We start from the raw sequence: 18,714 nt of genomic DNA on the forward strand, positions 1-18,714 counted from the left end.
GTGGCATCGGGTTGCATGGAGGCATGGACGAACTGGAACTCCGTGCCGAAGCCGACACCATCCTGGGCCAGCTGGTCGGCGACCCAGGAGGATCGGCCCGCCTGGGGGAGGACCAGTGGCAGGCGGTGGCCGCTCTGGTACGGGAGCGTAGGCGCGCGCTGGTCGTGCAGCGCACCGGATGGGGCAAGTCGGCTGTGTACTTCGTCGCCACCGCCCTGCTGCGGCGGCGGGGCTCAGGCCCCACGGTGATCGTCTCGCCCCTGCTCGCGCTGATGCGCAACCAGGTCGAGGCGGCGAAGCGGGCCGGCATCCAGGCACGCACCATCAACTCGGCCAACCCGGAGGAATGGGACGCCATCCACGAGGAGGTCGAGCGAGGCGAGACCGATGTGCTCTTGGTGAGCCCGGAGCGCCTCAACTCCGTCGACTTCCGCGACCAGATGCTGCCCAAGCTCGCGGCCACGACCGGCCTGCTGGTGGTCGACGAGGCCCACTGCATCTCCGACTGGGGCCATGACTTCCGCCCGGACTACCGCAGACTGCGGGCGATGCTGGCCGAGCTGGCACCCGGAGTACCCGTACTCGCGACCACCGCGACGGCCAACGCGCGGGTGACCGCCGATGTGGCCGAGCAACTCGGGACCGGCGCCGGTGAGGCCCTGGTACTGCGCGGCCCGCTGGACCGGGAGAGCCTGCGGCTCGGCGTCGTACAACTGCCGGACGCCGCGCACCGTCTGGCCTGGCTGGCCGAGCACCTCGACGAGCTGCCGGGCTCGGGCATCATCTACGCCCTCACCGTCGCCGCGGCCGAGGAGGCCACCGCGTTCCTGCGGCAGCGCGGTTTCCCGGTGGCCTCCTACACGGGGCGGACGGAAAACGCCGACCGCCTCCAGGCCGAGGAGGACCTGCTCGCCAATCGGGTGAAGGCGCTGGTGGCGACCTCGGCTCTGGGGATGGGCTTTGACAAGCCGGACCTGGGTTTCGTGGTGCACCTTGGTTCGCCGTCCTCGCCGATCGCCTACTACCAGCAGGTGGGCCGGGCCGGCCGAGGCGTGGCCCACGCCGACGTGCTGCTGCTGCCGGGCAAGGAGGACGAGGCGATCTGGCGCTACTTCGCCGACACCGCCTTCCCGCCCGAGGCCCAGGTCCGACAGACCCTCTCGGCCCTCGCCGGGGCCGGACGACCGCTGTCCGTGCCCGCCCTGGAGGCGGCCGTGGATCTACGGCGCAGTCGGTTGGAGACCATGCTGAAGGTGCTGGACGTCGACGGCGCGGTCAAGCGGGTCAAGGGCGGCTGGATCGCCACGGGAGCGGAGTGGGTGTACGACGCCGATCGCTACACCTGGGTGGCGCGGCAGCGGACGGCCGAGCAACAGGCCATGCGCGAGTACGCGAGCACCTCCGGCTGCCGGATGGAGTTCCTGCGCCGACAGTTGGACGACGAGGGTGCGACAGCATGCGGCCGCTGCGACAACTGCGCGGGGCCCTGGGCCGATTCATCCGTTTCGGCGGAAGCGTTGACGGGCGCGGCGCAGGAGCTGGACCGGCCCGGGGTGGAGGTCGAGCCGCGGCGGATGTGGCCGACCGGGATGCCCGCCCTGGGCATCGAACTCAAGGGCCGCATCCCCGCAGGGGAGCAGTGCTCCACCGGGCGCGCCCTGGGGCGGCTCTCGGACATCGGCTGGGGCAACCGCCTGCGCCCTCTGCTGGCCGACAACGCGGCGGACGGCCCGGTCCCCGAGGACGTCCTGCGGGCGTCGGTGGCCGTGCTGGCCGACTGGGCGCGCTCTCCGGGCGGTTGGGCTGCGGGCGCCAAGGACGCGTCGGCCCGGCCGGTGGGGGTGGTGGCGGTGCCGTCGCTGACGCGGCCGCAGTTGGTGGGCACGCTGGCCCAGGGAATCGCGGACATCGGGCGGCTGCCCTTCCTCGGCGCGCTGACGTACACCGGGCCCGGCGGGGCGCATGCGGTGCGGCGGAGCAACTCAGCACAACGGCTGAGGGAGCTGTCCGGGGCGTTCAGCGTGTCCGGGGACCTTGCGGCCGCCCTGGCGAGCTCTCCCGGGCCGGTGCTGCTCGTGGACGACTACACCGACTCCGGCTGGACACTGGCGATCGCGGCCCGTCTGCTGCGGCGGGCGGGAAGCGGGGAGGTGCTTCCGCTGGTGCTGGCTGCGGCGGGCTGAGTCTTCCCGGGCCCGCGGGGGCGGAGTGGCGAATTGCCATGTTCCTGCTCGGAGTTATCCACAGGGGCAAGCGGAGGTTCGCATTCCGCGAGATCGTCGTGGCATGACGAAGCACGGCGAAACCGCTGGAACCCCTGAAAACGGCGACATCACGGGACGCGAGACGCACCCCGCCAACCAACTCGACTGCACCGCCTACGAAGACCACGGAGGCGAACGGCAACTCACCCTGCGCACCCCGGCCGAACTGGCCGACGCGCTGCCGTACCTGCTGGGCTACCGACCCGAGGACAGCATCGTGCTGGTCGCCCTGCACGACCGGAACGGCCGTGGCCGCTTCGGCGGGCGAGCCCGGCTCGGCATCCCCACCAGCCCGGACGACTGGCCCTCCGCGGCACGGCAGTTGGCACACGGCCTGGTCGCGGGCAGCGAACGCCGGGGCGCCCGCCCCGAACAGATCGTGGCCTACGTCTGCCAGGAGCCCGCACCGGGCGAGTCCGGCCGAGAGGTCATGGAACGGCTGCGCCCGCTGGCCCAGAAGCTGCGCACCGAGTGCGGCCACCTCGACGTACCGGTAATCGAGGCCCTCTGCGTCTCCGAGGGCCGCTTCTGGTCCTACTGCTGCGCCGACGAGGGCTGCTGCCCGGCCCACGGAACACCGATGGGCCTGCCCGGCACCTCGGTTCTGGCCGCGGCCGCCACCTACGCGGGCCTCCAGGTGCGCGGCACCTTGCGTGAGTTGCGGGCCAGGATGTTCCCCTGGGAGAGCTCGGCCGCGCTGGAACAGGAGGTCGCCCTCGACACCGCCAGCATGGCCCTGGTCCCACGGATCCTCGACGACGCGAGCCGCGCGGAGGTGGCCGCGGAGACCCTGGAGCTGGCGGGGCAGGTCCGCGAACGCCTCGCCGGAGCAGCACCCGTCTCCGGCACGCTCACGGCGGACCTGCGCGACGACGGTCTGCTCAGTCATGACGAGGCGGCCCGGCTCATCCTCGGTCTCCAGGACCGTACGACCCGCGACCGCGCCGCCGAGTGGATGGAGGGCGACGAGGCCGGTCCCGCCCTGCGCCTGTGGCGAGCCCTGGCCCGCCGCTGCGTCGGCCCCTACGGCGAACACGCCGCGGCACCGCTCACCCTCGCGGGATGGGTGGCCTGGTCCACGGGCGACGAACTGGAGGCCCGCGAGGCACTCGCCATGGCCCTCGGAGCCGACCCCGACTATCTTTTCGCCCGCCTTCTCCACCAGGCCTGCAACGAGGGCCTGGACCCCGAGTCGGTCCGCCGCTGCCTGCGCGCGGAACGCACGGACCGCGGGACGCCCACGGCAACCCTCTCGCAGCCCCGCAGCCACCCGGCACATACCGCCTCCAAGGCCGACGCCCCCTCGCCGCAGCCCTCTCGGCCGGCCGGTGGGGGAGGAGGCGGAGGAGGCCGACGGCCCGGGGCGAGGGTGCCGCGTCCGCGTACTCCGCTGGGCGGAACACATCCCGGCGCACCGCGAAAGCCCCGGACCACGCGCGCGACGGGCAAACGACGGGGCGCCCGCCAGGACGGGACGAACCCCGGGCCTGAGGGGGAGGCGTGAATCTCACCGGTGCGCGTCGAAGCCGTGCTCGTCCGGCCGAGGCCTCCGACCCCCGGCGGGATGTGATCATCCGCCACGCGTGCCCCCGCGGCCCCCATTCGGCCGGGTCATCCGCCCTCGAGCGTGACCCTGGGCAACGTCACCCCGTTCACCTGAGTGGCGGATCGCCTGGACAGTCGGTGCCGTCGACCTGCCCAGGTATCCCCGGATCCACCACCCGGCGCCGAGCACGCCCCAGGCGCACCGAGCGCAGAGGAAGCCGCCCCATGCACCAGCCGACTCAGCCCTCCGCCGCCGACGACAACCGCCCGCACGGACCGTGGCCCAAGTCGCCGTCGAGACCCGGATACCAGGGGCCACCCGAGGCCGGCGGGCTGGAGAACCCGTCCCCCGGCGCTGACCACCGCCCGTCGACGCGCCCGGGCGAGCCCACATCCCTGCCGCCGACGCGCCCTGCCGAGCCCACACCCCTGCCGCCGACGCGCAGGGCGCAGCCCACACCACCGCCGCCGAGCCGCACGGCGCAGCCCACACCCCTGCCGCCGACCCGCACGTCGCAGCCCACACCACCGCCCCCGCCCCCGGGAGCAGCGCCTCCCTCACCCCGTGCCACCCCACCCGCACCGCCAGGAACTGCACTTTCACAGCCCCGCAGCACCCCACTTCCACCCACAGGAGCCGCGCCTCCCCCACCCCGCGGCACCCCCTTCCCCCCACCCCCAGGAGGCGCACCTCCGCCACCCCGCCGCCCCTCCGGCCTGCCGCCCACCCACACCGCCCTGATCTGTGTAGCCCTCCCGGGCCTCGCCATCTCCACCGAACACGGGCAGCTGACCGGACAAGGACTGGAGGGCTTCTACCGAGCAGGCCGGCGGGTACTCGCCCGCTGCCACGTGCGCGTCGCAGGACGTGAACCCCTCCCCGTACACGCCCGGATGACCGCCGCGGATCGAGCCCGCTTCGTCGGAACGCTCCGCGCCTCCCCGGACGCGGGCCCGGACCCCGACCTCGTCGTCGAGCGCATCCGCCACGCGGACGGCACCGAGCGGATCACCCTGCACAGCGCGGCCCCACGCCCCCTGCGCCTGCCGGTCGAGGTCGCCCTGGGTACCGATCTGGCCGACCTCGGCGCCATCGCGTCCGGCAGAACCGGCCCCGAACTGCCCGCCAGCGTCCACGACTCCGGCCTCCGCTGGACAGGCGCCACCGGCAACTCGGCCGTCACCGCCGACCCGCCACCCACCGACGCCCTCGCCTCCGCGGGCCTGCTGCGCTGGGAGTTGGAGCTGCCGCCCGGAGGCAGCGCCAGCCTGGAGCTGCGAGCTCGGCCGGACGGGGCCGGACCGGTCCGAGCCGTGGGTCGGTCTTCGGCGACGACTCCGCTGGCCCCCGCCACTGCCGCGGGCGACCACCCCGGCGTCCAGGCGCTGCTGCGCACCAGCGTCGAGGACCTCCGGGCACTGCTGCTGCGCGACCCGACACACCCCGCCGACACCCATCTCGCCGCAGGGGCGCCCTGGCGCTGCGGACTGGCGCCGGCCGAAGCCCTCGCCGCCGCCCGGATGACCCTGCCCCTCGGCACCCGCCTCGCCGCGGGCACGCTGCGCACCCTGGCCCGCACCCAGCTGACCGACTCGGAAAGCCGGTCCGGCATGATCCCCGCGCCGCGCCGGGACGCGGGCACCCATCTGCCACCGAGCTGCACGGCCACAGAGGCCACGCTGCTGTTCCCGGCGCTGCTCGCCGAGGCCCTCCGGTGGGGACTTTCCGAGAAGGAGACGGCGGAACTCCTCCCGGCCGCCGAGCACTGCCTGACCTGGCTGCGCACGACTGTGGGAGACGGCCCCTACCTCTCAGACCCGCACCCAGGCGGACCGCAGCGCTGTGAGACGCAGGCACACGCCCACCGCGCGGCACTGCTCGGCGCCGATCTGCTCGACGCGTTCGGCAGACCGGGCGGGCCGGGACTTCGGGAGTGGGCGAGAAGCCTGAGGAGCGCGTTCCAGCGGGACTTCTGGATCGACGACCCGGGCGGCGGCCGACCCGCGGCGGCCCGCTTCCCGGACGGGCGGCTCGTGCCGCACCTGGGCGCGGCCACCGCCCACCTCCTCGACACCGGCCTGCTGGGCGAGGGCGAGGCGGCGCCCGGAATCCTCGACAAGGTGCAGACCGAGCAGCTCGCCCGACTGCTCGGCGGCCCCGCGATGGACTCCGGCTGGGGACTGCGCGGCCTGGGAGCCAAGGAAGCGGGATTCAATCCCTTCGGCCACCGCAGCGGTGCCGTCCGCACCCACGAGACGGCCGTCGCCGTGGCCGGCCTGATCACCGCCGGTTACGAGAAGGAGGCGAACGGGCTGCTGCGCGGCGCCCTGACGGCCGCCGAGGCCTTCGGACACCGACTGCCGGAGATGTACGGCGGCGAGCAGCGCACCGACGGGAGCGCGCCGATCCCGCACCCCGCGGCCTGTCGCCCCGCCGCCACCGCCGCAGCGGCGGGGGTACTGCTGCTGACGGCCCTCGCCGGGATCCGCCCCGACGCCCCCGCGGGCACCGTCACCCTCCGCCCCGCCACCAGCGCCCCCCTCGGGGAACTCGTCCTCACCGGCCTGCGGGTCGCGGGCGCCCCCTTCTCCGTACGCGTGGGCCGACTCGGCCTCGCCATGGTCGAGGAGGCCGCGGACGGGCTCCAACTGGGAGTGTGACTCGAAGGCCGGCCACGCAATGGGGGAGCCCCCGGCAGCAGCCCGACCCTTCACAGCCCCTCACGCCCCCGGGGCCCTTCACGGCCCCCGGGACCCTTCCCCCGGACCCTTCACGCCCTCCGACCCTTCACGCCCCCACCCGCACCACCCTCAACGACCCCACAGCACCCCTCCACCACCCAAGGAAACCGACCACCGACCCGAACTCGATCAACGGTCGATGCGACCGCAGAAGGGAGTGTTTATCGTCAGGCAGACGACTATGATCGCCGCATGCCCTACGACCCGTCAGCCTTTCCGCCCTTCGCCGTCACCGTGGACCTGGTCGTGCTGACCGTGCGCCGCCATGCACTGTGCGCGCTGGCGGTACGCAGGGGTGAACCGCCGTTCCAGGGACGCTGGGCCCTCCCCGGCGGATTCGTACGGGCCGACGAGGACCTGGCCCAGGCGGCGGCGCGGGAACTGGCCGAGGAGACCGGCATGCGCGCCCACGACCCCTCCGCACCGGTCCAGGACAACGGCGCGCACCTGGAACAGCTCGCCACCTACGGCGACCCCAAGCGGGACCCGCGGATGCGCGTCGTCAGCGTCGCCCACCTCGCCCTCGCCCCCGACCTGCCCGCACCGCGCGCGGGCGGCGACGCGAGCAACGCACGCTGGGCGCCCGTCGAGGAGCTGCTCCAGCAGGGCGGCTACGGCCGTGACGGCGAACCCCTCGCCCCGCTGGCCTTCGACCACGCCCAGATCCTGTCCGACGGTGTGGAACGCGCCCGCTCCAAGATCGAGTACTCCTCACTGGCCACGGCGTTCTGCCCCACCGAGTTCACGGTCGGCGAACTGCGCCGCGTCTACGAGGCCGTGTGGGGCGTGGCCCTCGACCCGCGCAACTTCCACCGCAAGGTGACCGGCACCCCGGGGTTCCTCGTCCCCACCGGCGGAACCACCACCCGCCAGGGTGGCCGGCCGGCCCAGCTCTTCCGGGCCGGCGGTGCCACCCTGCTCAACCCCCCGATGCTGCGCCCGGAAGTCTGAGGCGAGGGTCGCGGGCCGGGCCCGCGAGCGAACGGCGAACACGGGTCCGAGCCGTCGACTGCCGCCCGGTGAGCGGGCCTTGCGGTGCCCGAAAAAGCGGACATAGCGCGCTATCTTGCTTCGGGTGATCCAGGCCTTCGGACTGACCAGCGATTCCCGCAAGGAGCTTCCGCCCGCCGTCGACGACGTCTCCTTCGAGGCGCGCGCCGGCCACGTCACCGCACTGCTCGGAGCGGCCGGAGCAGGCAAGACGACCGCACTCAGACTCATGCTCGAACTCCAACAGGGCCGTGGACTCACCTACTTCAGAGGCCGCCCCCTGCACCGGATCGCCCATCCCTCGCGCGAGGTCGGCGTTCTCCTGGGCGATGTGCCGGGGCATCCCGCCCGCACGGTCCGCGGACATCTGCGCATGCTCTGCGCCGCCGCGGGGGTCCCGGTACGCCGTGCCGACGAAGTCCTCGAAGTGGTCGGCCTGGTCAGCCTGCGCGACGAACGCCTCGGCACCCTCTCCCGCGGCATGGACCGCCGTCTCGGCCTGGCCTGCGCCCTGCTCGCCGACCCGCACACACTGGTGCTCGACGACCCGGCCGACGGACTCTCCGCCCGCGAGAGCCGCTGGCTCTACGGCGTGCTGCGCGCCCACGCCACCCAGGGCGGCACGGTCCTGCTGACCACCGCCGACCCCAAGGAGGCCGCGCGCACCGCTGATCGCGTCATCACCCTGGACCAGGGCCGACTCGTCGCCGACCAGGACGCCGCCGAGTTCTCCCGCACCCGCCTGCGCCCCCGCGTCGCCGTCCGCACCCCCCACGCCACCCGCCTCGCCGCCCTCCTCGCCAAGGACGCCCGTACGGCACAGCGCTCCGTGGAGGTCGTCCGCGAGAGCGGCAACCGCCTCTCGGTGTACGGCAGTACCTGTGCCGCCATCGGCGAGATCGCCTTCCGCCACGGAATCCCCGTCCACCAACTCGCGGACGAGATCGGAGACATGGGGCCCGGCGCGACCGCGAAGGACCTGGAAGGCGCGGAGGAGCGCCCGTCGGCGGAGGACACGCACGAACCGGCCTCTGAGCGCGACCCGGCACCTGAGAGTGCCCCGACCTCTGAGCGCGACCCGGGCACCCCCGCCACTTCCGCCGCCGATCCCCGGCCCCCCGCCCCCTCCCCCCTCCCCGCCCTCCCACCCCCCATCTCCGTCCGCCCCGCCCCCAGCCCCCTCCGCCCCCTGCGCTACGAACTGCGCCGTGCCGCGGGGATCGGTACCGGGTTTGTCACCGCCGCCGTCGTGCTCGTCGTGTCCGCGCTCACCGCTCTGCTGCTCGCCCGCATCGGGCACACCCCGCAGGCGCGGCTGCTGGCCGCCTGGCCGCGGGAGCTGCCGTTGCCGCCCGCCGCGCTCGGGGCGGGGCTGCTCGGCGCGCTGGCCTTCGGGGACGAGTTCCGCCACCCCGCGCTGGCGGCGGACCGCGGCACCGTGCCCCGCAGACTGGGACTGCTCGCCGCCAAGCTCCTGGTCTCCGGGGTCACCGCGCTGTCGTTGGCCGTCGCCACGGTGGGCTGCGATGCGGAGGTGCTGTATCTCGTATACGGACGGGAGCTGGCGGAGGTTCCCGGGGACTGGCTCTCGCTGAGCGCGAGTTGGGTGGGGCTGGTGGTCGGGTGCGCGTGGGCCGGGGTGCTGGCCGCCGGGGTGTTCCGTTCCACCAGCGCCGGGCTCGCCGCCGTCGTCGCAGTGCCCCTGCTCGTCGTACCCCTGGTGCACAAGGCGCTGGAAGGGCCCTCCGTGCGGTCGGCTGCCGGGTTTCCGCTGCGGCTCAGGGAAGTGCTGCTGATGCAGTGGCCCTTCGGGGGCGAGCGGTATGTGGCGGCCGCCGCGCGTGTGGTCGTCCAACCCGTGGGCGGTGCCCTGACGTTGTCGCTGACGGCGCTGCTGTGCGCGTATCTGCTCACGACCCTGCGCAGCAGGGTCCGATGACCGCCTTCCGTCCGCTTCCGGTGCTCCCTGTGCGCACAACTCCCCGGGGAAAGCCCATTTCTTTCCGATAAGGCGTCAATTGCGACGGGGTGAGCGATCACCCTTTCGTGTGCTTTTCACCAAAGACCTCAAGGGAGTTGGAGAGGGCGCCGACAAAGGATCCGTGAGTACCCTTGCGCACACCATGATGACCGCCGCCCGTGCCACCGACTCCGGTCTCGTCGGCCCGGGCGAACTCGACCGCTACCCCTACGCCGAGGCCTCTGTCGCCGACCGCGTCGGAGCCCCCTCCTGGGAGGGCGCGGAGCCAGAGCTGGGCCGCGTGGGCCGGCGCGCCGCGGGCAGCCGCGGACGCGGACTGCACGGCCAACTCGTCCAGCAGCTCGGCCAGATGATCGTCTCCGGCGACCTGGGGGCCGACCGTCCGCTGGTGCCCGAGGAGATCGGCCAGCGGTTCGAGGTCTCCCGTACCGTCGTCCGTGAGTCGCTCCGGGTCCTGGAGGCCAAGGGCCTGGTCAGTGCCCGGCCGAACGTCGGCACGCGCGTGCGGCCCGTCAGCGACTGGAACCTCCTCGACCCGGACATCATCGAGTGGCGGGCCTTCGGGCCGCAGCGCGACGACCAGCGACGCGAGCTGAGCGAGCTGCGCTGGACGATCGAACCGCTCGCCGCGCGCCTCGCCGCGGGACACGGCCGTGAGGACGTCCAGCAGCGGCTGGCCGACATGGTCGAGATCATGGGCCACGCCATGGGGCAGGGTGACGCGCTGACCTTCTCCCGCGCGGACGCCGAGTTCCACTCCCTGCTCATCCAGGTCGCCGGCAACCGCATGCTGGAGCATCTCTCCGGGATCGTCTCTTCCGCGCTCCAGGTGTCCGGTGGTCCGGTCACCGGTTGTGACCGGCCGAACGAGTCGTCGCTGGCCCACCACGGCCGGATCGTCGACGCCCTCGCGGCCGCCGACGGTACGGCGGCGGAGACGGCGATGCGGCAACTTCTCACCGTCCACCCAGAGGTGGAGCGCGTGGTGCCCGCCCCGCGCGAGCACTGACCGCGCACCCACGGGCGGCGCGGCCGGGGATGCCTCCCCCCCTCCTGTGGCATCGCCCGGCCGGCGAACCGCCTCCCGTCGGACCCCGCAGGATCACCCGGATCCTGCGGGGTCCGACGGTGCGGCGAGACGGCGGCGCGGGCGGCGTACCCTCGGGAAGGGCCCGGTGACTGATGGATCGGGCCCCGGCGGACCACCTCTGCCCGTATCTGACCGTTTTTGCACGCTTACGGGGTGTGACTCGGGCCACGCAGATTGGGCGTAACGCTCGTGGGAACAGCGCGATGACCTAAGAGGTGACAGCCGCGGAGGGAATACGGACGCCATACAAGGCGCTGTGCACCTTCCCGGCCCCCGCCCGCACCGTCGGCCCATCCCCAGGCCGGTGGTCGGCTCCTGTCCGCTGTGGACGGGGCCGGAAGCCGTTTTCCAACGTTCCGAGAGGTTGTTCGTGTCGGCCAGCACATCCCGTACGCTCCCGCCGGAGATCGCCGAGTCCGTCTCTGTCATGGCGCTCATCGAGCGGGGAAAGGCTGAGGGGCAGATCGCCGGCGATGACGTGCGTCGGGCCTTCGAAGCTGACCAGATTCCGGCCACTCAGTGGAAGAACGTACTGCGCAGCCTCAACCAGATCCTCGAGGAAGAGGGTGTGACGCTGATGGTCAGTGCCGCGGAGCCCAAGCGCACCCGAAAGAGCGTCGCAGCGAAGAGTCCGGCCAAGCGCACCGCCACCAAGACGGTCGCGGCGAAGACGGTGACCACCAAGAAGGCCACCGCCACCGCCACGCCCGAGGCATCCGCCGCCGACCCGGCCGTCGAGGACGAGGCGCCGAAGAAGGCCGCTGCCAAGAAGACCACGACCGCCAAGAAGGCGGCCGCGAAGAAGACGACCGCCACCAAGAAGACGGCGGCCAAGAAGACGACCGCCGCGAAGAAGGACGACGCCGAGGTTCCCGAGGACGAGGTTCTCGAGGACGCTAAGCCCGGCGAGGGTGAGCCCGAGGGCGCCGAGAGCGCCGGCTTCGTGCTCTCCGACGAGGACGAGGACGACGCCCCCGCGCAGCAGGTCGCCGCCGCAGGCGCCACCGCCGACCCGGTCAAGGACTACCTCAAGCAGATCGGCAAGGTCCCGCTGCTCAACGCCGAGCAGGAGGTCGAGCTCGCCAAGCGCATCGAGGCCGGTCTGTTCGCCGAGGACAAGCTGGCCAACGCCGACAAGCTGGCCCCGAAGCTCAAGCGCGAGCTGGAGATCATCGCCGAGGACGGCCGCCGCGCCAAGAACCACCTGCTGGAGGCCAACCTCCGTCTGGTGGTCTCCCTGGCCAAGCGCTACACCGGCCGCGGCATGCTCTTCCTGGACCTCATCCAGGAGGGCAACCTCGGTCTGATCCGCGCGGTCGAGAAGTTCGACTACACCAAGGGCTACAAGTTCTCCACGTACGCCACCTGGTGGATCCGTCAGGCGATCACCCGCGCGATGGCCGACCAGGCCCGCACCATCCGCATCCCGGTGCACATGGTCGAGGTCATCAACAAGCTCGCGCGCGTGCAGCGCCAGATGCTCCAGGACCTGGGCCGCGAGCCCACCCCGGAGGAGCTGGCCAAGGAACTCGACATGACCCCGGAGAAGGTCATCGAGGTCCAGAAGTACGGCCGCGAGCCCATCTCCCTGCACACCCCGCTGGGCGAGGACGGCGACAGCGAGTTCGGTGACCTCATCGAGGACTCCGAGGCCGTCGTCCCGGCGGACGCGGTCAGCTTCACGCTCCTCCAGGAGCAGCTGCACTCCGTCCTCGACACCCTGTCCGAGCGCGAGGCGGGCGTCGTCTCGATGCGCTTCGGTCTCACCGACGGTCAGCCGAAGACCCTCGACGAGATCGGCAAGGTGTACGGCGTCACGCGCGAGCGCATCCGCCAGATCGAGTCCAAGACGATGTCGAAGCTGCGCCACCCGTCCCGTTCGCAGGTGCTGCGCGACTACCTCGACTAGGACGCCGTCGTACGACGCCGAAGGCCCGGTTCCCCGTGTGGGAGCCGGGCCTTCGTGTGCCCCGCGCGGGGTGCGGGGCGCCGCCGGGTGGATCACTCTGGGTGTCTCATGACCACCCCTGAGTGAGGAGCGCTCATGCGTCGTCCCCTGGTCCGGGCGCTGGCCCGGCCGCTGGTCCTGGCCGCCGCCGCGGCCGTCATACCCCTGGCGTCCGCCGCCCCCGTGGCCGCGGACAGCGTTGTCGTCGGCGGGTTCCCCGTCGATGTGTCCGACAGTCCCTGGACGGTGGCGCTCTCCAGCCGTGACCGGTTCGGGGGTACGCGCTCGGGGCAGTTCTGCGGCGGTGTCGCCGTCGGCCCCACGACCGTGCTCACCGCGGCCCACTGCATGGGCGAGGACGTGCTGGGGGAGCCCCCGGACCAGGTGGACGACCTCAAGGTCGTCGCGGGCCGCACGGACCTGCGCTCCACCGAGGGCCAGGAGATCGCCGTACGGGAGACCTGGGTGAATCCCGAGTACGACGCGGTCACCAATGCGGGGGACTTCGCCGTGCTCACCCTCGCCGAGCCGCTGCCGGGCGGCTCGGCGATCGGGATGGCGGCGGCCGGGGATCCGGCGTACGCGGCGGGGACGCCCGCCATGGTCTACGGGTGGGGTGACACGACCGGGGGCGGTGACTACCCGGCCGGACTGCGGGCGGCCCGCGTGCACGTGCTCTCCGACAGTCTGTGCGAGCGGGCCTACCCGGGCCTGGGAGACGGCTCCTACGCGGCCGACAGCATGCTGTGCGCGGGTGAGGCACTCGGCGGGCGGGACGCCTGCCAGGGGGACAGTGGAGGGCCGCTGGTGGCCCAGGGGCGGCTGGTGGGACTGGTGTCCTGGGGGAGTGGCTGCGGCCGCCCCGGCAGCCCCGGGGTCTACACGCGGGTGTCCGACGTCCTGACGACCCTGCGCTGGGACACCGGCGTCACGAGAGGGCCGCGCACGGGCGTCTGAGCCGGGCCCGGCGGTCCGGAGCACGCGTAAGGGCGGTTGCCCCTGAAGATCAGGGGCAACCGCCCTTACGCCGGCCTATGCCTGGAGCTGGCTCGTCGTGGACGCGAGTGTGTCAGCGCTCATCTTCGGAAGCGGTGGCGGGAACGGCCGTCAGCCGCTCTGTCTCGTCCTGTATCTCAGCGGCGATCTTCTTGAGTCCCGGCTCGAACTTGCGGCCGTGGTGGGCGCAGAAGAGCAGTTCTCCGCCGCTCACCAGGACGACGCGCAGGTATGCCTGGGCGCCGCAACGGTCGCAGCGATCGGCGGCCGTCAACGGGCTCGCGGGGGTCAGAACAGTAGTCACGTCGCCTCTTCTCTAGCTCGACGAGCTGTCGTACCAGGGTCAACATCCAACCAGCCCGAAAACGTTCCCGCTCGGGGCGTTTCCTCGAAAAATCTTTCCAGGCGGCTGGCTGCTGCCGGTTGGCGGCGAATGTGCCGTATTGCGTGTCTCTGTGTCGTACGGGTTCGCGCAGTCGGTCGGTGTCGGTCCTTCCGGCTGGATTGCCGGTTTGTTCATGAGGACGTGCCCGGAGCCTAAATGGTTCATGCCTCGAAGGGAACGTGATATGTACTTCACTCCATCGAGGGATCGAACATGTATACGACTCTGGGCTACCCTGCCCGAGAGACGAGGGTGGCGTTACAACGGCTCTACCAGGCCTCGGTACCCTCTGAGCGGCGACCGAAGCCGCGCCCTTACCCCAAAGGGCATAACCTGAAATTCAGCGAGGAGCGAACCGCGTGACCGCCGAGACGTCCGTGCCGTCCACAGCGCTGCTGGCAGGAGCAGACCGGGACGGTTCCAACTACACCGCGCGGCACCTCCTCGTTCTCGAGGGCCTCGAGGCCGTGCGCAAACGCCCGGGCATGTACATCGGGTCGACCGACAGCCGCGGTCTGATGCACTGCCTCTGGGAGATCATCGACAACTCCGTCGACGAGGCCCTCGGAGGCTACTGCGACCACATCGACGTCGTCCTCCACGACGACGGCTCGGTGGAGGTCCGGGACAACGGCCGGGGCATCCCCGTCGACGTCGAGCCCAAGACCGGGTTGTCCGGCGTCGAGGTCGTCATGACCAAGCTGCACGCCGGCGGCAAGTTCGGCGGCGGCTCCTACGCCGCCTCCGGCGGCCTGCACGGCGTGGGCGCCTCCGTGGTGAACGCGCTCTCCGCGCGGCTCGACGTCGAGGTGGACCGCGGCAGCCAGACCCACTCGATCAGCTTCCGGCGCGGTGTGCCCGGCGCCTTCGCCTCCATGGGGCCCGACGCCAAGTTCGAGGCCAAGAGCGGCCTGCGCAAGACCAGGAAGAAGTCAAAGAACCCGTCCGGCACGCGCGTGCGCTACTGGGCCGACCGCCAGATCTTCCTCAAGGACGCCAAGCTCTCCCTGGAGCACCTGCACCAGCGCGCCCGCCAGACCGCGTTCCTCGTGCCCGGCCTCACCATCGTGGTGCGCGACGAGTACGGCCTGGGAGAGGGTGGCAGCAAGGGCGAGGAGTCCTTCCGCTTCGACGGCGGCATCAGCGAGTTCTGCGAGTACCTGGCCACCGACAAGGCGGTCTGCGACGTCCTGCGCCTCTCCGGCCAAGGCTCCTTCAGGGAGACGGTCCCGGTCCTGGACGAGCACGGCCAGATGACGCCGACCCAGGTCACCCGGGAACTCGACGTCGATGTCGCGATGCGCTGGGGCACGGGCTACGACACGACCCTGAAGTCGTTCGTGAACATCATCGCCACGCCCAAGGGCGGCACGCACGTGGCCGGCTTCGAGACCGCGGTGACCAGCACGCTCAACGAGGTGCTGCGCGCCAAGAAACTGCTGCGCGTCGCCGAGGACGACATCGTCAAGGACGACGCCCTGGAGGGCCTGACCGCCGTCGTCACCGTGCGCCTGGCCGAACCCCAGTTCGAAGGCCAGACCAAGGAGGTCCTCGGCACCTCGGCGGCCCGCCGCATCGTGAACACGGTGATCGCCAAGGAGCTCAAGGCGTTCCTGACGTCCACCAAGCGGGACGCCGCCGCCCAGGCCCGGGTGGTCATGGAGAAGGCGGTCGCCGCCGCGCGCACGCGCATCGCGGCCCGTCAGCACAAGGACGCGCAGCGCCGCAAGACGGCCCTGGAGTCCTCCTCGCTGCCCGCCAAGCTCGCCGACTGCCGCAGCGACGACGTCGAGCGCAGCGAGCTGTTCATCGTCGAGGGAGACTCCGCGCTCGGCACCGCCAAGCTCGCCCGGAACTCCGAGTTCCAGGCGCTGCTGCCGATCCGCGGCAAGATCCTCAACGTCCAGAAGTCGTCCGTGACCGACATGCTGAAGAACGCCGAGTGCGGCGCGATCATCCAGGTCATAGGAGCGGGCTCGGGCCGGACCTTCGACATCGACGCGGCCCGCTACGGCAAGATCGTCATGATGACCGACGCCGACGTGGACGGCTCCCACATCCGCTGTCTGCTGCTGACGCTGTTCCAGCGCTACATGCGGCCGATGGTCGAGGCGGGCCGGGTCTTCGCGGCCGTGCCGCCGCTGCACCGGATCGAGATCGTCCAGCCCAAGAAGGGCCAGGACAAGTACGTCTACACGTACTCCGACCGCGAACTGCGTGACAAGCTCATGGAGTTCCAGAGCAAGGGCATCCGCTACAAGGACTCCATCCAGCGCTACAAGGGCCTCGGCGAGATGGACGCCGACCAGCTGGCCGAGACCACGATGGACCCGCGCCACCGCACCCTGCGCCGGATCAACCTCTCCGACCTGGAGGCGGCCGAGCAGGTCTTCGACCTGCTGATGGGCAACGACGTGGCGCCGCGCAAGGAGTTCATCTCCTCCTCGGCGGCGACGCTGGACCGCTCGCGCATCGACGCGTAGGCGCACGCGTCACGCGGGGTGGGCACGGCACGGGCCGGGCCCACCCCGTTCTTTGCCGCCCACTCCGGGACGAATCACCTGATGGGGTGAAGGGCGAGGGGAACAAGAGTCGGGGATCTTCCCGTTCTGTCCATCCTTGGGCATGCACTCAAGCAACGGTCGCTCCCACGCGCGCGTGCGCTACGACGACCCCTGGTACGACGCGCTGGCCTCCGGCTGGGGCGAGGCGGACGCCCACGCCGACGCCGTCCCCGCGGCCCGCGAGGAGGGCGTCAGGGACGCGGCGGACGTCTACCTGGAGGTGCAGCGCAGCGCCGCCTTCCAGGAAGTGCGCAGCCGGTACCGCAGGTTCGTGGTGCCGGCGGTCATCGGCTTTCTGGCCTGGTACATCGGCTACGTCGTGACCGCCACCACCGCTCCGGCGCTGATGGCCCGGCCGGTGGTCGGCGCGGTGAACGTGGCGATGCTCGCCGGACTCGGACAGTTCCTCACCACGTTCCTGCTCACCTGGGCCTACGCCCGCCATGCGCGCCTGCGCCGCGACCGGGCCGCACTCGACCTGCGCTGGGACACCCAGGAGCTGACCCGGGGCACGAGGGGCGGCACTCCGTGACGGGCGATCACCAGACCCTGGCGCTGCTGCTGTTCAGCGCGTTCGTCGCCGTCACCCTGGCGATCACGACCTGGGTGAGCCGCCACCGGCACGGTTCGGCCGAGGAGTTCTATGCCGGCGGCCGGCTCTTCTCGCCGATGGAGAATGGTTTTGCCATCTCCGGCGACTACATGTCGGCGGCTTCCTTCCTCGGCATCTCCGGACTCATCGCGCTCTACGGCTACGACGGACTGCTGTACTCGGTGGGCTTCCTCGTGGCCTGGCTCGTGGTGCTCTTCCTGGTCGCCGAACTGGTCCGCAACTGCGGCCGGTTCACCCTCGCCGACGTCGTTGCCGCGCGGATGAGCGAACGGCCCGTGCGGATCGCGGCGGGAACTTCCTCGGTCACCGTGTCCGTTCTGTATCTGGTGGCGCAGATGGTGGGTGCGGGCAGCCTGGTCGCGCTGCTGCTCGGCGGCCAGGGCGAGGCGGCGCAGACCTGGACCGTCATCGCCGTCGGCGCGCTCATGGTGATCTATGTGTCGTTGGGAGGGATGCGGGCCACCACCTGGATCCAGATCGTCAAGGCGGTCCTGCTGCTCGGCGGCACCGTCGCGCTGACCGTGCTCGTCCTGGTGCGGTTCCACGGCGACTTCGACCGGCTGCTGCTCACCGCGGCCGAACGCAGCGGCCACGGCCAGTCGTTCCTCGCCCCCGGGCTCAAGTACGGCGCCGACTGGACCGCCCGCTTCGACTTCATCAGCCTCGGCATCGCCCTGGTCCTCGGCACCGCCGGGCTGCCGCACATCCTGTCCCGCTTCTACACCGTGCCCACCGCGCGGGCGGCCCGGCGCTCGGTGGTCTGGGCGATCGGGCTGATCGGCGGCTTCTACCTGATGACGATCGTCCTCGGCTTCGGCGCCGCCGCGATCGTGGGCACCGACGCGGTGCGCGGCTCGAACGCCGCGGGCAACACGGCCGTACCGCTGCTGGCGCTCGATCTGGGCGGTGGGCCCGACTCCACCGGCGGAACGGTTCTGTTCGCGATCGTCGCCGCCGTCGCCTTCGCCACGATCCTCGCCGTCGTCGCCGGGATCACGCTCGCCTCCTCGGCGTCCGTGGCGCACGACCTGTACGCGTCGCTGCGGCGCCGGCACGCCAAGCCGCGCAGCGAGGTCGCCGTCGCCCGGGTCGCCGCGGTTGGCATCGGGGTCGTCGCCATCGGCCTCGGGCTGCTCGCCCGCGACCTCAACGTCGCCTTCCTGGTGGGCCTGGCCTTCGCGGTCGCCGCCTCCGCCAACCTGCCCGTGCTGCTCTACTCGCTGTTCTGGCGCGGCTTCACCACACGCGGCGCGGTCTGGGCGGTGTACGGCGGACTCATCCCGGCCGTGACCCTCGTGCTGGTGTCCCCGGTGGTGTCCGGCAGTCCCGAATCCCTCTTCCCCGGCGTCGACTTCCAGTGGTTCCCGCTGCAGAACCCCGGCATCGTCTCGATCCCGCTCGGCTTCCTGGCCGGCTGGCTCGGCACGGTCACCTCCGCCGAGGTCCCGGACGAGGCCAAGCACGCGGAGACCGAGGTGCGCTCCCTGACCGGAGCGGGAGCGGCGTAGCGACCCGCGCGGGAGACAACGGCCCGCCGGATCCGTATGCAGGGGGGCGGGTACGGCCGCTTCCCCCCGCCCCCACCAGAGGCCGTGC

12 protein-coding genes are annotated in these 18,714 nt (G+C 72.0%); 11 read left to right on the top strand and 1 reads right to left on the bottom strand.

What is annotated here, in order from left to right; all coding sequences use genetic code 11:
* Positions 1 to 23: 23 nt before the first annotated feature.
* The 8 genes from AC068Z_RS34055 (at position 24) to AC068Z_RS34090 (ending at position 13,517) form a co-directional block, all read left to right on the top strand.
* The gene (locus tag AC068Z_RS34055; protein WP_478564589.1) at positions 24 to 2,183 is read left to right on the top strand and encodes a RecQ family ATP-dependent DNA helicase; all 2,160 of its coding nucleotides are present in this window, start codon (positions 24 to 26) and stop codon (positions 2,181 to 2,183) included.
* A 103-nt stretch (positions 2,184 to 2,286) separates the two neighbouring features.
* Complete coding sequence (locus AC068Z_RS34060) at positions 2,287 to 3,768, top strand: DUF4192 domain-containing protein (protein WP_478564591.1); 1,482 nt, start codon at positions 2,287 to 2,289, stop codon at positions 3,766 to 3,768.
* A 782-nt stretch (positions 3,769 to 4,550) separates the two neighbouring features.
* Complete coding sequence (locus tag AC068Z_RS34065) at positions 4,551 to 6,470, top strand: glycogen debranching N-terminal domain-containing protein (protein ID WP_478564886.1); 1,920 nt, start codon at positions 4,551 to 4,553, stop codon at positions 6,468 to 6,470.
* Between the two features lie 273 nt (positions 6,471 to 6,743).
* A complete protein-coding gene (locus AC068Z_RS34070; RefSeq protein WP_478564593.1) occupies positions 6,744 to 7,502 on the top strand; it encodes an NUDIX hydrolase in 759 nt (252 codons plus the stop codon).
* 124 nt (positions 7,503 to 7,626) lie between these two features.
* Complete coding sequence (locus AC068Z_RS34075) at positions 7,627 to 9,480, top strand: ABC transporter ATP-binding protein (RefSeq protein WP_478564595.1); 1,854 nt, start codon at positions 7,627 to 7,629, stop codon at positions 9,478 to 9,480.
* A 163-nt stretch (positions 9,481 to 9,643) separates the two neighbouring features.
* Positions 9,644 to 10,531 carry a FadR/GntR family transcriptional regulator gene (locus AC068Z_RS34080; RefSeq protein WP_478564598.1) on the top strand — a complete coding sequence of 296 codons (888 nt, stop codon included), beginning with the start codon at positions 9,644 to 9,646 and terminating at the stop codon, positions 10,529 to 10,531.
* A 451-nt stretch (positions 10,532 to 10,982) separates the two neighbouring features.
* On the top strand, positions 10,983 to 12,521 hold the full coding sequence (locus AC068Z_RS34085; protein ID WP_478564601.1) for an RNA polymerase sigma factor: 1,539 nt from the start codon (positions 10,983 to 10,985) through the stop codon (positions 12,519 to 12,521).
* A gap of 135 nt (positions 12,522 to 12,656) precedes the next feature.
* Positions 12,657 to 13,517 carry a S1 family peptidase gene (locus AC068Z_RS34090; RefSeq protein ID WP_478564604.1) on the top strand — a complete coding sequence of 287 codons (861 nt, stop codon included), beginning with the start codon at positions 12,657 to 12,659 and terminating at the stop codon, positions 13,515 to 13,517.
* 112 nt (positions 13,518 to 13,629) lie between these two features.
* On the opposite strand, the gene AC068Z_RS34095 is transcribed toward AC068Z_RS34090, so the two are convergent.
* Complete coding sequence (locus AC068Z_RS34095; RefSeq protein WP_362253502.1) at positions 13,630 to 13,860, bottom strand: DUF7455 domain-containing protein; 231 nt, start codon at positions 13,858 to 13,860, stop codon at positions 13,630 to 13,632.
* A gap of 440 nt (positions 13,861 to 14,300) precedes the next feature.
* On the opposite strand from AC068Z_RS34095, the gene AC068Z_RS34100 reads away from it, so the two are divergent.
* The 3 genes from AC068Z_RS34100 (at position 14,301) to AC068Z_RS34110 (ending at position 18,626) form a co-directional block, all read left to right on the top strand.
* On the top strand, positions 14,301 to 16,424 hold the full coding sequence (locus AC068Z_RS34100; protein ID WP_478564607.1) for a DNA gyrase/topoisomerase IV subunit B: 2,124 nt from the start codon (positions 14,301 to 14,303) through the stop codon (positions 16,422 to 16,424).
* A gap of 142 nt (positions 16,425 to 16,566) precedes the next feature.
* Positions 16,567 to 17,037, top strand: a complete 471-nt coding sequence (locus AC068Z_RS34105) for a DUF485 domain-containing protein (RefSeq protein WP_478564609.1) — start codon at positions 16,567 to 16,569, stop codon at positions 17,035 to 17,037.
* A complete protein-coding gene (locus AC068Z_RS34110) occupies positions 17,034 to 18,626 on the top strand; it encodes a solute symporter family protein (protein WP_478564612.1) in 1,593 nt (530 codons plus the stop codon). The genes AC068Z_RS34105 and AC068Z_RS34110 overlap by 4 nt, the downstream gene beginning before the upstream one ends.
* Positions 18,627 to 18,714 lie beyond the last annotated feature (88 nt).

It is taken from the genome of Streptomyces sp. NPDC043726 (assembly GCF_056436565.1).